Genomic DNA, 15097 nt, shown 5'->3' with positions numbered 1-15097 from the left:
GCCCTCCGTCGGGTGTGGTGTGATCTCAGCCGGTGAAGCCCGCTGTGATCGACGTGAACTGCCAGGTGCTCTGGCTGATGCCGGAGCAGTTGCTGACCACGCCGCCGCCGGGGCAGGAGCGGTCGCGGTTGACCGCCCAGTAGGCGAGGCGGGCGATGTGGTGGGAGTTGGACCAGTCGCGGATCTGCGTCCAGATGGCGGGAGTTGTGTTCTCCTGCTGGTCGGACAGGCCGTTCATGCCGGAGATGCCGATGTGGGAGTACGCGGTGGCGTCGTCCCAGCCGAACGTGGACTTGAGCTTGTTCTTCAGGCCCTCGGCCGCGTTCACGGTGTTGCCGTACATGTCCGAGCCGCCGCCGAAGTCGAACGGCATGATGGTGAAGACGTCGATGTTGGCGTTGAGCGACTGCGCCTGCTCGATCAGCCGGTTGCCGTAGTAGGTCGGGCCGGTGGTCGAGGTGCCGAAGGTGACGATGGTCTTCAGGCCCGGGTTGTTCGCCTTGACCGTCTTCAGCGCGTTGAGGATCTTCGCCTGCACGGCCTCGTTCTCGAACTCGTCCGTGTTCTCGATGTCCATGTCGATCGCCTTGAGCCCGTAGGCGTCGATCACCTTCTGCAGGGCGCCCGCGAGCGCGCTCGCCGAGGAGCAGTTGGCGCCGAGTTTGCTGCCCTGCCAGCCGCCGAAGGACGGGACGACGTCACCGCCCGCCGAGCGGATCTGGTTGATCGCGGTCTGGTCGGCGCCGCCGGTCAGCGGCCTGCTGCCGTCCCACGAGGGGTTGCAGCCACCGGAGTCCAGCACGAACGCCATGGTGAACCACTTGACCCCGGTCGCGCTCATCACGGTCTGCGGGTTCGGCGGATCGCCCCAGCCCTCGTAGAGGTACGGCGCGGCCTGCTTGAAGCCGCCGCCCCCGCCCCCGGAGCCCGCGTCCGTCGTCACGCTCACGGAGTTGGACGCCCCGGAGACGTTCCCGGCCGCGTCCCGCGCCTTCACGGTGAAGGTGTACGCCGTGCTGGGGGACAGCCCGCTGACGGTGGCCGACGTGCCCGCCACGCTGAGGATCTGATTGGAACCGCTGTAGATGTCGTACGCCGTCACGCCCACGTTGTCGGAGGCGGCGTTCCACTTCAGCGACACGCTGGAGGAGGTCTTGCCGGTGGAGGTGAGCCCGCTCGGCGCGCTCGGCGCCTGGGTGTCACCGCCGCCCCCGCCCCCGCCCGGGCCGTCCAGGTTGATGTCGTCGGCCCAGTAGGTGCCCTGCGCGTACCAGCCGTGCACATAGATCTTGGCGCTGGTCTGCGAGGCACCGGTGGTGAAGGAGAGGCTGAGCTGGCTGTAGGCGGACGGCGAGGTGGTCCAGGTGGAGGCGCCGCCGTCGACGCCGAGATAGACGTACGAGCCGCGGACCCAGCCGCTCAGGGCGTACGTGGTGTTCGGCTTGACCGCGACCGTCTGGCTGCACTGGGCGTTGTCGCTGTCGCTCACCGCGCCCTGGAGGGCCCTGGACCCGCCGTGCACGGGGGAGGAGACGACCGAGCCGAGGTTGCCCGTACAGGTCCACGGGGACAGACTCCCCGACTCGAAGCCGGGGTTGGTGAGGACGTTGGCCGCCTGGGCGGTGCCCGGCAGGGCGACGGCCCCGCCGAGCGCGAGGGCGGCGGAACCGAGCAGGGCGAGAAGCCGGCGTCTGGGACGCCCGAATGGATGACGCACGCGATCTCCCTGTGGGGATGGAGGTGTCCGGGAGTGCACAGAGTGCGAAGGAGGTGCGTCGTCCAAAGTGGTATGGACCAATTCAACTGTCAAGACATCGAACCGAATTGGCCCATACCAAGAGACCTCGGAAAGCGGCGATCAGAGGAGCGGCAGCGCCTCGGCGCGGGCCGCCGTCTGCTCGGCGGGCGCCGGGGCGACGGGCAGCAGCACCTCCGCCTCCTCCGTACGCTGCCGGGGCACCGACACCGGGCGCAGCGGACGCGGCCCGGACACCGTCGTGTAGTCCTGCCCGAGGAACGGCGGCTCGATCACACCCGGGTCCTCACCCAGCGCCAACTGCACAGCCGCCCAGGGGGCGTTGACCCCGCACAGCGCCAGCTGGTGCAGCCCGCCCGCCGCGCGCGTGTTCACGTCGAGCAGCACCGGGCGGTCGCCGAACATCCGGAACTGGATGTTGGACAGATGGTGCAGCCCGAAGCCCTCCGCGATCAGCCGCGCGGGCTCCAGCCAGCGCTCGTCCAGCGTGAACCCGCGCCTGCGGCCGTTCTTGGTGCGGCCGATCGACAGCCGCACCCGGTTGTCCGTACCGGTCAGGCAGTCCACCGACACCTCCGGCTGCTCCAGCCTCGGCATCACCAGCCAGTCCACCGGCTCCTCGGCCCGCCGCAGCGCCTCGGTCACCAGGTCCAGCTGGACGTACGGCCCGGGGAAGCCGCTCAGATGCGTGAGCGAGAAGGGCGAACGGGTGATCACCCGGAAGCCCACCCCGCCCGCACCGGCCGCGGGCTTGAAGCACGCCCTGTGCCCCGCCTCCTCCAACTCCTCCACGGCCGCCACGAGTTCGTCCGCCGTGCGCACCCGCCACCACGGCGGCACCGCGACACCCACGGAGGTGACCGCCTCGTACGCCGTCGCCTTGTCCTCGAAGACCGCCACCGCCTCCGGCGTCGGCGCGAGCAGCGCGGTGCCCGCCGCCTCGAACTCCGCGCGGTGCGCCACGATCGCCGTCTGGTGCAGCCGGGGCACGAACACGTCGATGCCGCGCCGCGCGCACTGGTCGAGCGCGAACTCGACGTACCCGGCCGGGGACAGCCCCTCCGGCTCCAGGTCCGCGGTGTCGGCGGCGGCCAGCACGGGCGAGTCCGGGTCGCCGTGCGTGGCATGGATCTCCACCGCGCGGTCGCTCGGGTTTCTGCGCAGCTGATCCATGAAGAACACGTTCTCCGCGTACGTGCGGTTGAGCCATACGCGTACGCGAGAGACCATGCGGGCCGCCTTTCGGGGTTTTCGGGCACGACTCAGCGGCCCGTGCCCGGGCAGGGAGGAGGAAGGATCACCAAAGCGCCCTGGACAAGGGGAGGTTGGGCGTCGATGTTGGGGCGATCATACGGCCTTGGACGGTGTGCGCGTGCAACGCGCGTGTTACGGATCCGCCGCCCCCGGCGCGGCCTCACGCACCGGCCGGCCTTGCCCGGTGGGGGTGGATGTGCTGGGGTGAGATCCGCGCCGCGCCCACCGCCCCTGGAGGTCCTGTCCGGTGATCGAGGAACTGCTCCCGGAGTCCGTGGTGGCCGTGGAGGCGTTCGGCGAACCGGAGGACGCGGACGGCGCGCTGTACCCCGAGGAGCTGCCGCTGGTGGCCCGCGCGGTGGCCAAGCGCCGCCGCGAGTTCGCCTCCGTACGCGTCTGCGCGCGGCACGCCATGGAGAAGCTGGGCGTCCCGCCCGCGCCCGTGCTCACCGGGGAACGCGGCGCCCCGCTCTGGCCCGAGGGGCTGACCGGCAGCATGACCCACTGCGACGGCTACCGTGCCGCCGCGCTCGTGCGCACCGGCGAGCTGGCCTCGCTCGGTATCGACGGCGAGACGCACGCGGCCCTGCCGGAGGGCGTCCTCGACGCGATCGCCCTGCCCGGTGAGCGCGAACGGCACGCGGCGCTCGCCGCCGCCCGGCCCGACGTGCACTGGGACCGGCTGCTGTTCAGCGCCAAGGAGTCCGTGTACAAGGCGTGGTTCCCGCTGACCCGCGCATGGCTGGACTTCTCCGAGGCGGACATCGAGCTGGTGCCCGGCGCGGACGACGGTACGCGCGGCGTCTTCCACGCCCGGCTTCTGGTGCCGGGGCCGGTGGTGGACGGCGTGCGGCGGGCGGGGTTCGAGGGACGGTGGGTGACCGGCGACGGGCTGGTGCTGACAGCGGTGTCGGTGCCGCGCGGCTGAGCACCGGCCCCGGGCGCCCTCATCCCTCCGGGCACCAGCTCCCCACCAGCCGGAAGAACTCCTCCTCGTTCCCCGCGAGCCCGGCGCCCGCCAGGGCCCGCTCCGCCTCCGCGAGCACCGTCGGCGGTACGACGGCGGGCCTCGGCCCGGCCGCCGCCGGGCCGTCGAACGCGGCGCGCACGGTGTGCAGCAGCCGCAGATACGCCTGGACGGCGGTGCGCTCAGGGTCGGTCAGTACGGCGGTGGCCATCGGTCGGCTCTCCCCGGCTCGGCGTCATGGGTCACGCGCGCTGCGGCGCGGGGTCCAGCTTGCCGTCCGCCACTGACAACGCCCCGCCTCGCACAGCGCGGGTGTCGCCCGGTCGGCGCAGGGCGGGGTCCGTGCCGTAGGCCATGTGGGCGCGAGCCCGCGGCGTCGGCCGGGCGGGGGAGCGGCGACCGGCGAGGTCAGCTCTGCGGGCCCGGGTATCCGAGCGAGGTGCTGATGCGGCCCGCCACGTCGTCCCGGATCACCGGGCCGCTCAGCGGTGAACCGCTCATCCGCGAACGGCACTTGCTCGCCAGGAGCAGCCCGAAGGTCTCCGCGTCACGTTCCGCGTCCAGGTCGAAGCGGGTCCGGGCGGCCACCCGCTGCACGGCCGCCTGGAGCGCGGCCGGGTCGGTGTCGTCGGCCAGCAGCCGGGTGGCCACGCCCATCCCGAGCCCTTCGACATGGTGATCGCAGTGCCCTGCCTGCATGTGCCACAGCTCGTGCCCGAGGATCACCAACTGGTGGTCGGGGGCGGTGCGTTCCTCCACCACGACCAGATCGCGGTCGGTCATGTCCAGCCACAGCCCGCTGGCCGTGCCGGGCGGGAAGACGGCCGTACGGAACTGCACCGGGCGCCCGCGCCTGCGGCTCATCGCCGTGCACAGCGCCTGGTACAGCTCGGGCGGCGGAACCGGCGCGGGCAGGGCGAGTTGCCCGACCAGCTCGGCACAGAGTCGTCGCATGTCCTTGCCGATGCCTTTCATCCGGCTCACGACTCGGGCTGCCGGACGCTCTCCAGGAGCATGTCGAGCCACTCGGCGACCTTGTCCCGGTGCTGGTCGGTGGGGAGTTGGGCGGCCCGCCAGGCGATCCCGCGCACCCCGTGGTCCTGGAGCAGCCGCTCCAGCGGGTCCTCGGCCGTGCTCACCGCGGCCCGCTCCCGGTCCGCGAGCCGTTGCAGCAGTTCCTGCTCGGTGTACTGGAGCGCGCTCGCCAGTGCCTCGGGGTCCTCCGCGGTGAGGAAGCCCGCGTGCACCCGGAAGAACCGCTGGAGCGCGTCGCAGTGCTCCATGGTGGGGCGCCGGTCGCCGTTGATGAGGGCACCGGCCTGCTGCCGGGACATCCCCGCGCCGTCGGCGATCTCCTGCTGGGTGTACTTGCGGCCGCCTGGCTTCAGCCGGGTGCGGCGCAGCAGGTCGAGCCGCTGGAGGAAACGGGCCTGCACATCCGGCTCGCCCGCCGGGCGCCCGCCGAGCAGGGCCCTGACCACCGGCTCGGGGACACCGCTGGCGACCGAGAGCCGCCCGGTGCCGAAGACCTCGGCGTGCGGGACGCCCAGCCGGTCGGCGAGCGCGGTGACGCGGGCGACGACGGCCGACAGCCGAGCGGTCGCCGTGGCGCCCGGATTCTCGTAGCCATCCGTCACCGACAGAACTCCTACGTCTCTCAAGGCAAGTCTCCGGGGCCGTCGACCGACGCGTCCGCGTCCGCTTCCGTCACCGCCGGCCGCGAGTGAACTTCCCGGAGAGTAGCCGGTCGTTCGAACTCGCATCCAGGTCTCGCCACAACTGTGGCGAATTTCAGCCGTCAACAGGCATGGAATGCCACGATAGTTGACACGGCTCTCGTCCGGGCCCCAGGATCGCAGGGCCGCGTGAAGGCGGCCGAGGCAAGAGGGGTGACCTCTCGATGGCACACCAGGCAGGAGGGCGGCGGCCGGCAGCGCGGCCCGTCCCCGAGAGCTCCGGGACACGGGCGTATCTCGAGGACTACGCCGCCGTGGTGGAGGCTGCCCCGTTCCCGTCGCTCGTCGTGGACCTCCGCTGGAACGTGGTGCTGGCCAACGGCGCCTTCGGCACGCTCTTCGGGGACGTACGCCCCCATCCCACCGCGATGCCCGGCGACAACTTCCTGCGCTTCGTCCTCTTCCACCCCGACGCGGCCCAGGTGCTCGGCGAGCACGAACCGGGCTGGTGCCTGCCGATGCTGGCGCAGCTGAAGTCCGCGATGGAGGCGTACGGCCACGACCACGAACTCCAGGCGATACGCCAGGACGTGGCCCATGACCCGATCATGGAGGCCGCCTACCGGCAGGGGCTGCCGCACTGGATACGCGTGGTGGGCGAGTCGGCGGCCCGGCTCGACGGCGCCGTACGCCTGCTGCACCACCCCGACCCGCGCCGGGGCACCGCCGAGTGCCGCGTCGTCGACGAGACCCCGCCCCTCCTGCGCGAGCTGGGCCACCGCCGTCTGACGATGGTCCCCCGCACGCCGTCCACCCCGGCCCACCGGGCCCATCTGACGGTCGTCCCGCCCCCGCAGTCCTGACCCGGCCCCGTCGGTGTTCAGGTCACCGACGGCGCCGGGTCATCCGCACCTGGTCCGCACCCGGCATACGCACCCGTCATGAGCCCCCGTCATGCGCACCCGTGATTCCGCGCCCGGGACAGCGCTCCTCGTCACGCAAACGGCTTGCGTGACTTGCGCTACCCTTGCGCGCATGACGCGACGACTTGCGGAAGTGGCGAAAAAGGTCGGGGTCAGCGAGGCCACGGTCAGCCGGGTGCTCAACGGCAAGCCCGGAGTCTCCGAAGCCACCCGGCAGTCGGTCCTCACCGCCCTGGACGTGCTCGGCTACGAGCGCCCCACCCAGCTGCGCGGCGAGCGCGCCCGGCTCGTCGGCCTGGTGCTGCCGGAGCTGCAGAACCCGATCTTCCCCGCGTTCGCCGAGGTCATCGGGGGTGCGCTGGCGCAGCTCGGGCTGACTCCGGTGCTGTGCACGCAGACCAAGGGCGGCGTCTCGGAGGCGGACTACGTCGAACTCCTCCTCCAGCAGCAGGTCTCCGGCGTCGTCTTCGCCGGCGGGCTCTACGCCCAGGCCGACGCCCCGCACGACCACTACCGCAGGCTCGCCGACCGCAAGGTGCCCGTGGTGCTGGTCAACGCGGCCATAGAACACCTCGGTTTCCCCGGTGTCTCCTGCGACGACGCGGTCGCCGTCGAGCAGGCGTGGCGCCATCTGGCCTCCCTCGGCCACGAGCGCATCGGGCTGCTGCTCGGCCCCGGCGACCATGTGCCCTCCGCCCGCAAGCTCGCCGCCGCCCACGCCCTGGCGGGCGGCCTGCCGGACTCCCGCGTGGCCCGCGCCATCTTCTCCATCGAGGGCGGCCACGCCGCCGCCTCCCGGCTGATCGACCAGGGCGTCACCGGCATCATCTGCGCCAGCGACCCCCTCGCCCTCGGCGCCGTGCGGGCCGCCCGGCGCAAGGGACTTGACGTGCCGGGGCAGATCTCGGTGGTCGGCTACGACGACTCGGCGTTCATGAACTGCACCGAGCCCCCGCTCACCACCGTCCGCCAGCCCATCGAGGCCATGGGCCGCGCCGCCGTGGAACTGCTGAACGCGCAGATCGGCGGCACCGCCGTCCCCGCCGAGGAGCTGCTGTTCGAGCCCGAGCTGGTGGTCCGGGGCTCCACCGGGCAGGCCCCGCGCGACTGAGATCCGGATCGGGATCCCGAGATCCGGTCGACTGTCGAATAATTACAGATTCTGCGCGACATCTTGCGGCCCTCTGTCGGCGGTGCTTGAGTGTGCGGCGCCCACTGCTCCCGCCGTGAGTGCCCGCCACACCTGTGCGCGGCACCCATGGCTCCCGCCATGAGGGGTCCACCGATGAGAAGCACCGGGTTCCGCCGCACCCTCGCCGCGATCGGCGTCTGTTCCTCCCTCGCGCTCACCGCCGCCGCGTGCGGATCGGGCGACGACGACAGCTCGGCGGGCGGGAAGACCCGCATCACCGTCAACTGCGAGCCGCCCAAGAGCGCCAAGACCGACCGCGCCTTCTTCGAGCAGGACATCGCGGCCTTCGAGAAGCAGAACCCGGACATCGACGTCGTCGCCCACGACGCCTTCCCCTGCCAGGACCCCAAGACCTTCGACGCCAAGCTCGCCGGCGGCCAGATGGAGAACGTGTTCTACACCTACTTCACCGACGCCCGGCATGTGGTCGACATCCACCAGGCCGCGGACCTCACCCCGTATCTGAAGGAACTCAAGCACTACGACGCGATCCAGAAGCAGCTGCGGGACATCTACACCGCCGACGGCAAGGTCTACGGCATCCCGCGCACCGGCTACTCCATGGGGCTGCTCTACAACCGCGCCCTCTTCAAGAAGGCCGGACTCGACCCCGACAAGCCCCCGGCCACCTGGGAAGAGGTCCGCGCCGCCGCCAAGAAGATCGCCGCGCTCGGGAACGGCACCGTCGGCTACGCCGACTACAGCGCCCAGAACCAGGGCGGCTGGCACTTCACCGCCGAGCTGTACTCCCAGGGCGGCGACGTGGTCAGCGCCGACGGCAAGAAGGCCACCGTCGACACCCCCGAGGGCCGCGCCGTCCTGCAGAACCTGCACGACATGCGCTGGCGCGACGACTCCATGGGCAGCAAGCAGCTCCTCATCATCAACGACGCGCAGCAGCTGATGGGTTCGGGCAAGCTCGGCATGTACCTCTCGGCGCCGGACAACATCCCGATCCTCGTCAAGGAGAAGGGCGGCTCCTACAAGGACCTCGCGCTCGCCCCCATGCCCGGCGGCAAGGGCACCCTCATCGGCGGCGACGGCTACATGTTCAACAAGAAGGACACCCCCGCCCAGATCCGCGCCGGACTCAAGTGGCTCGACCACATGTTCCTCACCCCCGGCAAGGGCTTCCTCGGCGACTACGCCCGCGCCAAGAAGCACGACGCCCCGGTGGGCCTGCCCGAGCCGCGCCTGTTCACCGGCGCCGCCGACGCCACGGACCAGCGGGTCAAGCAGGCCAACGCCAACGTCCCGGTGGAGAACTACCAGGCGTTCCTGGACGGCAACCACAGCCTGGAGCTGAAGATCGAGCCGCCGCACGCCCAGCAGATCTACTCCGTCCTCGACGGCGTGGTCTCCGCCGTCCTCACCAAGAAGGACGCGAACATCGACCAACTGCTGAAGGAAGCGTCCGGCAAGATCGACGGCATCCTCGCCCGGAGCTGACGCCATGACCAAGACGGCCGAGCGGCGGCCCACCGAGACCGCCGCCCTCCCGGCCCCGCCCGGCCCGCACCCGGCGGGCGGCGGCCGGCGCCGCCGGATCCTGCTCGACCAGGCCCGCGCCTACGCCTTCCTCGTCGGCGGCCTCGTCTGCTTCGCCCTGTTCTCCTGGTACCCGGCGATCCGCGCCGTCGTCATCGCCTTCCAGAAGTACACCCCCGGCTCCCCGCCCGAATGGGTCGGCACCGCCAACTTCACCCACGTCCTGGACGACCCGGAGTTCGGCGCCGCCTGGCGCAACACCCTCACCTTCACCCTGCTCGCCCTGCTCCTCGGCTTCGCCGTCCCCTTCGTCCTCGCCCTCGTCCTCAACGAACTCCGGCACGCCAAAGCGTTCTTCCGGGTCGTCGTCTACCTGCCGGTGATGATCCCGCCCGTGGTCAGCGCGCTGCTGTGGAAGTGGTTCTACGACCCCGGCGCGGGCCTGGCCAACGAGACGCTGCGCTTCCTCCACCTGCCCACCTCGAACTGGTCCAACGGCACCGACACCGCGCTGATCTCCCTGGTGATCGTGGCCACCTGGGCCAACCTCGGCGGCACCGTCCTCATCTATCTCGCCGCCCTCCAGTCCATCCCCGGCGAGCTGTACGAGGCCGCCGAACTCGACGGGGCGAACCTGCTCCAGCGCATCCGGCACGTCACGATCCCGCAGACCCGGTTCGTGATCCTGATGCTGATGCTCCTTCAGATCATCGCCACCATGCAGGTGTTCACCGAGCCCTTCGTGATCACCGGCGGCGGCCCGGAGAGCGCGACCGTGACCGTGCTCTACCTGATCTACAAGTACGCCTTCCTCTACAACGACTTCGGCGGCGCCTGCGCCCTCAGCGTCATGCTGCTCGTCCTGCTCGGCGCCTTCTCCGCCGTCTATCTGCGGCTCACCCGCACCGAGGGGGACGCGTGAACACCCGTACCGAGGAGGGCACATGAGCACCCGCACCGAGGGGGAAGCATGAGCACCCGCACCCTCGTCTCCCCGGCCACCGTCGCCCGACCGCGCGGAAAGGCCCTCTACTGGACGGTGTTCACGGCCGTCGTCGTCCTCTTCGCGCTCGCCTTCCTCTTCCCCGTGTACTGGATGGCCTCCGGCGCGATGAAGTCCCCGGACGAGATCGCCCGCACACCCCCCACCCTCGTGCCCCACCACTGGCACCTCACCGGCTACACCGACGCCTGGGACCTGATGCAGCTCCCCGAGCATCTGTGGAACACGGTGGTGCAGGCGGCCGGCGCCTGGGCATTCCAGCTGGTGTTCTGCACGGCCGCCGCCTACGCCCTGTCCAAGCTGAGGCCCGCCTTCGGCAAGGTGGTCCTCGGCGGCATCCTCGCCACCCTGATGGTCCCGGCCCAGGCCCTCGTCGTCCCCAAGTACCTGACCGTCGCCGACCTGCCGCTGATCCACACCAGTCTGCTCAACGACCCGCTCGGCATCTGGCTGCCCGCCGTCGCCAACGCCTTCAACCTCTATCTGCTCAAGCGGTTCTTCGACCAGCTCCCGCGCGACGTACTGGAGGCCGCCGAGATCGACGGCGCGGGCAGGCTGCGCATCCTGTGGTCGGTCGTCCTGCCCATGTCCCGGCCGGTCCTCGGCGTGGTGTCGATCTTCGCGCTGGTCGCCGTCTGGCAGGACTTCCTGTGGCCGCTCATGGTCTTCTCCGACACCGACAAGCAGCCCATCAGCGTGGCCCTGGTCCAGCTGTCGCAGAACATCCAACTGACCGTGCTCGTCGCCGCGATGGTGATCGCGAGCATCCCCATGGTGGCCCTGTTCCTCGTCTTCCAGCGGCACATCATCGCCGGGATCAGCGCGGGCAGCACCAAGGGCTGACCCGGACCCGACGCAAGCGCAGCCCCGGCCCTCGATCAGAAAGGCACGCACCGTGGCACAGCCCACCCCTGCCCGCGCGAGTGACGACTGGTGGCGCTCGGCCGTCATCTACCAGGTCTACGTCCGCAGCTTCGCGGACGGCGACGGCGACGGCACCGGGGACCTCGCCGGGGTCCGCGCGAAACTGCCCTACCTCGCCGAACTAGGCGTGGACGCCCTGTGGTTCAACCCCTGGTACGTCTCCCCGATGAAGGACGGCGGCTACGACGTCGCCGACTACCGCGCCGTCGACCCCGCCTTCGGCACCCTCGCGGAGGCCGAGAAGCTGATCGCCGAGGCGAGCGAACTCGGCATCCGCACCCTCGTCGACATCGTGCCCAACCACGTCTCCGACCAGCACCCCTGGTTCCGCGCGGCCCTCGCGGCCGGACCCGGCAGCCCCGAGCGCGAGCTGTTCCACTTCCGCCCCGGACGCGGCGAGCACGGCGAACTCCCGCCCAACGACTGGCCGTCGCAGTTCGTCGGCTCCACCGAACCGGTGTGGACCCGGCTGCCCGACGGCGACTGGTACCTGCACCTGTTCACCCCCGAACAGCCCGACCTCAACTGGGCCCACCCCGCCGTCCGCCGCGAACACGAGGACATCCTGCGCTTCTGGTTCGAGCGCGGTGTCGCGGGCGTCCGCATCGACTCCGCCGCCCTGCTCGCCAAGGACCCCGAACTCCCCGACCTCGCAAGCGAACCCGACTCGCACCCCTTCGTCGACCGCGACGAACTCCACGCGATCTACCGCTCCTGGCGCACGGTCGCCGACCCCTACGACGCGGTGTTCGTCGGCGAGGTCTGGCTCCCCGACGCCGAGCGCTTCGCCCGCTATCTGCGCCCCGACGAACTCCACACCGCCTTCAACTTCGCCTTCCTGTCCTGCCCTTGGGACGCCGCCAGGCTGCGCGCCGCCATCGACTCCACCCTCGCCGAACACGCCCCCGTCGGCGCCCCCGCCACCTGGGTGCTCTGCAACCACGACATCACCCGCACCGTCACCCGCTACGGCCGTGCGGACACCGGATTCGACTTCGCCGCCAAGGAGTTCGGCACCCCCACCGACCTCGCCCTGGGCACCCGCAGAGCCCGCGCCGCCGCCCTGCTCTCGCTCGCCCTGCCCGGCTCGGTCTACCTCTACCAGGGCGAGGAACTGGGCCTGCCCGAGGCCGACATCCCGCGCGAGCGCATCCAGGACCCGATGCACTTCCGCTCCGGCGGCACCGACCCGGGCCGCGACGGCTGCCGCGTCCCGCTGCCCTGGTCCGCCGGGGAGCCGTACGCGGGCTTCGGCTCGCGCGAGGAGCCCTGGCTGCCGCAGCCCGCGGGCTGGGAGGCGTACGCCGCCGACCGGCAGCGCGAGGACCCGCACTCCCTGCTCACCCTCTACCGCGAGGCCATCGCCGCCCGCCCCGCCTTCGGCGAAGGACCGCTCACCTGGCTTCCCGCCCCCGAAGGCGTGCTCGCCTTCGCCCGCGCGGACGGCGCGCTGTGCGTGGTGAACCTCTCCGACGCACCCGCCGAACTGCCCGCGCACTCTGAACTCCTGCTCGGCAGTGGCCCGTTGGACGACGAGGGCCGACTGCCGCAGGACACGGCGGTCTGGCTGCGCGCCTGACCGCACCCGCACGACTTCTGCTATCCCCGGCACCCCCCCCACGAAGGGATCAGCACATGGCCAGCAGCACCACCAGACACCTCGGACTGCCCGCCGTCGGCGCGGCCGTCGCCCTCGCCGCGGGCATGATCGTCGCCGTGGCCCCCACCGCGCACGCCGCCTCGGGCGCGAGCCTGCCCTTCACCTCCGTCGAGGCGGAATCCGCGACCAGCACCGGCACCAAGATCGGCCCCGACTACACCCAGGGCACCCTCGCCTCGGAGGCGTCCGGACGCCAGGCCGTACGGCTCACCTCCGGGCAGCGCGTGGAGTTCACCGTGCCGCGCGCGGCCAACGCCGTGAACCTCTCCTACAGCGTCCCCGACGGCCAGTCCGGCTCGCTGGACGTGTACGTCAACGGAACCAAGATCTCCAAGACGCTCCCGGTGACCTCCAAGTACTCCTACATCGACACCAGTTGGATACCGGGCGCCAAGACGCACCACTTCTTCGACAACTCCCGGCTGCTGCTCGGCCAGAACCTCCAGGCCGGTGACAAGGTGGCGTTCCAGTCGACCGGCACCCAAGTGACCGTGGACGTGGCCGACTTCGAGCAGGTCGGCGGGGCCGCCTCGCAGCCCGCCGGGTCGGTGTCCGTCGTCTCCAAGGGCGCGGACCCGAGCGGCGGCGGCGACTCCACCCAGGCGTTCCGCGACGCCATCGCCGCAGCCCAGGGCGGCACGGTCTGGATCCCGCCGGGCGACTACCGGATCACCTCCTCGCTCAGCGGCGTGCAGAACGTGACCCTCCAGGGCGCGGGCAGCTGGCACTCGGTCGTGCACACCTCCCGCTTCATCGACCAGTCCAGCTCCTCCGGCAACGTCCACATCAAGGACTTCGCCGTCATCGGCGAGGTCACCGAGCGCGTCGACTCCAACCCGGACAACTTCGTCAACGGCTCGCTCGGCCCGAACTCCTCGGTCTCCGGCATGTGGCTCCAGCACCTGAAGGTCGGCTTCTGGCTGATGGGCAACAACGACAACCTGGTGGTGGAGAACAACCGCATCCTCGACACCACCGCCGACGGCCTCAACCTCAACGGCAACGCCAAGGGCGTGCGCGTCAGCGACAACTTCCTGCGCAACCAGGGCGACGACTCGCTCGCCATGTGGTCCCTCTACGCCCCCGACACCAATTCCAGCTTCGAGAACAACACCATCTCGCAGCCCAACCTCGCCAACGGCATCGCGATCTACGGCGGCACCGACATCTCGGTCAAGAACAACCTGGTGTCCGACACCAACGCCCTCGGCAGCGGCATCGCGATCTCCAACCAGAAGTTCCTCGACCCCTTCTCCCCGCTCTCCGGCACCATCACGGTCAGCGGCAACACCCTGGTCCGCGCGGGCGCGATGAACCCCAACTGGAACCACCCCATGGGCGCCCTGCGCGTGGACTCCTACGACAGCGCGATCAACGCGACCGTCAACATCACCGACACGACGATCGCCGACAGCCCGTACTCCGCCTTCGAGTTCGTCTCCGGCGGCGGTCAGGGCTACCCAGTCCGCAACGTCAACGTGAGCGGCGCGACCGTGAAGAACACCGGCACGGTCGTCGTCCAGGCGGAGGCGCAGGGTGCGGCGACCTTCAAGAACGTGACCGCGACCCAGGTCGGCGTCGCCGGGATCTACAACTGCCCCTACCCGTCGAACTCCGGCTCCTTCGCTCTCACCGACGGCGGCGGCAACTCCGGCTGGTCCAGCACCTGGTCGGACTGCTCCTCCTGGCCCCAGCCGGGCCAGGGCAACCCCGACCCGGACCCGAACCGCAACCTCGCCAAGGGGCGTCCGGCGACGGCGACCGGTTCGCAGGACGTCTACACCCCGGGCAAGGCGGTGGACGGCGACGCCGACACCTACTGGGAGTCGGCCAACAACGCCTTCCCGCAGTCCTGGACGGTCGACCTCGGCTCGTCGTACGGGGTGCGGCGGCTGGTCCTCAAGCTGCCGCCGTCCTCGGCCTGGGGCGCCCGGACGCAGACCGTCGCCGTCCTCGGCAGCGCCGACGGCTCGGGCTACTCGACCGTCGTGGGCGCGAAGGACTACCGGTTCGATCCGGCCTCGGGCAACACCGCGACCGTCGCGCTGCCCAGCGGGACGGACCTGCGCTATCTGCGGCTGACCGTGAGCGCCAACACGGGCTGGCCCGCCGGGCAGTTCAGCGAGGTGGAGGCGTACCAGACCTCCTGACGCGAGGGGCGCGGGCGGCCGTCCGGGAGGACCGGGCGGCCGGCTGTGCGTCCGTTCGGCCACGATTCGGATAAAGGCTGGTCAGGTACTGGTCAATCGCCCTA

The 15097-nt window shown here is 71.0% G+C and carries 13 protein-coding genes; 8 read left to right on the top strand and 5 right to left on the bottom strand.

Annotated features, from left to right (window positions below; all coding sequences use genetic code 11):
- Positions 1–25: 25 nt before the first annotated feature.
- Both B079_RS0116220 and B079_RS0116215 read right to left on the bottom strand, forming a co-directional pair.
- Complete coding sequence (locus B079_RS0116220) at positions 26–1717, bottom strand: carbohydrate binding domain-containing protein (RefSeq protein ID WP_018546885.1); 1692 nt, start codon at positions 1715–1717, stop codon at positions 26–28.
- Between the two features lie 141 nt (positions 1718–1858).
- Complete coding sequence (locus B079_RS0116215) at positions 1859–2986, bottom strand: ATP-grasp domain-containing protein (RefSeq protein WP_018546884.1); 1128 nt, start codon at positions 2984–2986, stop codon at positions 1859–1861.
- Between the two features lie 271 nt (positions 2987–3257).
- On the opposite strand from B079_RS0116215, the gene B079_RS0116210 reads away from it, so the two are divergent.
- Positions 3258–3938: a 4'-phosphopantetheinyl transferase family protein gene (locus B079_RS0116210; RefSeq protein WP_018546883.1), complete on the top strand. Its 681-nt coding sequence runs from the start codon at positions 3258–3260 to the stop codon at positions 3936–3938.
- Between the two features lie 19 nt (positions 3939–3957).
- Here the strand turns inward: B079_RS0116210 and B079_RS0116205 are convergent, their stop codons facing one another.
- From B079_RS0116205 to B079_RS0116195, 3 genes are all read right to left on the bottom strand, one after another.
- Positions 3958–4188 (bottom strand): hypothetical protein, encoded by a 231-nt coding sequence (locus B079_RS0116205; protein ID WP_018546882.1) that lies wholly within the window; start codon positions 4186–4188, stop codon positions 3958–3960.
- Between the two features lie 197 nt (positions 4189–4385).
- Positions 4386–4931 carry a hypothetical protein gene (locus tag B079_RS0116200; RefSeq protein ID WP_026248754.1) on the bottom strand — a complete coding sequence of 182 codons (546 nt, stop codon included), beginning with the start codon at positions 4929–4931 and terminating at the stop codon, positions 4386–4388.
- Positions 4932–4957: 26 nt separating this feature from the next.
- Positions 4958–5614: a helix-turn-helix domain-containing protein gene (locus B079_RS0116195; RefSeq protein ID WP_018546880.1), complete on the bottom strand. Its 657-nt coding sequence runs from the start codon at positions 5612–5614 to the stop codon at positions 4958–4960.
- 263 nt (positions 5615–5877) lie between these two features.
- Between B079_RS0116195 and B079_RS0116190 the strand changes: the two genes are divergently transcribed.
- From B079_RS0116190 to B079_RS0116160, 7 genes are all read left to right on the top strand, one after another.
- Complete coding sequence (locus tag B079_RS0116190; RefSeq protein ID WP_026248753.1) at positions 5878–6516, top strand: hypothetical protein; 639 nt, start codon at positions 5878–5880, stop codon at positions 6514–6516.
- 172 nt (positions 6517–6688) lie between these two features.
- Positions 6689–7687, top strand: a complete 999-nt coding sequence (locus B079_RS0116185) for a LacI family DNA-binding transcriptional regulator (RefSeq protein ID WP_199779924.1) — start codon at positions 6689–6691, stop codon at positions 7685–7687.
- Positions 7688–7861: 174 nt separating this feature from the next.
- On the top strand, positions 7862–9217 hold the full coding sequence (locus B079_RS0116180; RefSeq protein WP_018546877.1) for an ABC transporter substrate-binding protein: 1356 nt from the start codon (positions 7862–7864) through the stop codon (positions 9215–9217).
- 4 nt (positions 9218–9221) lie between these two features.
- Positions 9222–10178 (top strand): carbohydrate ABC transporter permease, encoded by a 957-nt coding sequence (locus B079_RS0116175; protein ID WP_018546876.1) that lies wholly within the window; start codon positions 9222–9224, stop codon positions 10176–10178.
- A gap of 48 nt (positions 10179–10226) precedes the next feature.
- Positions 10227–11102 carry a carbohydrate ABC transporter permease gene (locus tag B079_RS0116170; RefSeq protein WP_018546875.1) on the top strand — a complete coding sequence of 292 codons (876 nt, stop codon included), beginning with the start codon at positions 10227–10229 and terminating at the stop codon, positions 11100–11102.
- 52 nt (positions 11103–11154) lie between these two features.
- Positions 11155–12762 carry a glycoside hydrolase family 13 protein gene (locus B079_RS0116165; protein WP_018546874.1) on the top strand — a complete coding sequence of 536 codons (1608 nt, stop codon included), beginning with the start codon at positions 11155–11157 and terminating at the stop codon, positions 12760–12762.
- 56 nt (positions 12763–12818) lie between these two features.
- Positions 12819–14993 (top strand): discoidin domain-containing protein, encoded by a 2175-nt coding sequence (locus tag B079_RS0116160; protein WP_018546873.1) that lies wholly within the window; start codon positions 12819–12821, stop codon positions 14991–14993.
- Positions 14994–15097: the final 104 nt, after the last annotated feature.

The organism is Streptomyces sp. LaPpAH-108, from assembly GCF_000373625.1.
Taxonomy (GTDB): Bacteria; Actinomycetota; Actinomycetes; order Streptomycetales; family Streptomycetaceae; genus Streptomyces.
This window is presented reverse-complemented; position numbering and strand designations above follow the sequence as displayed.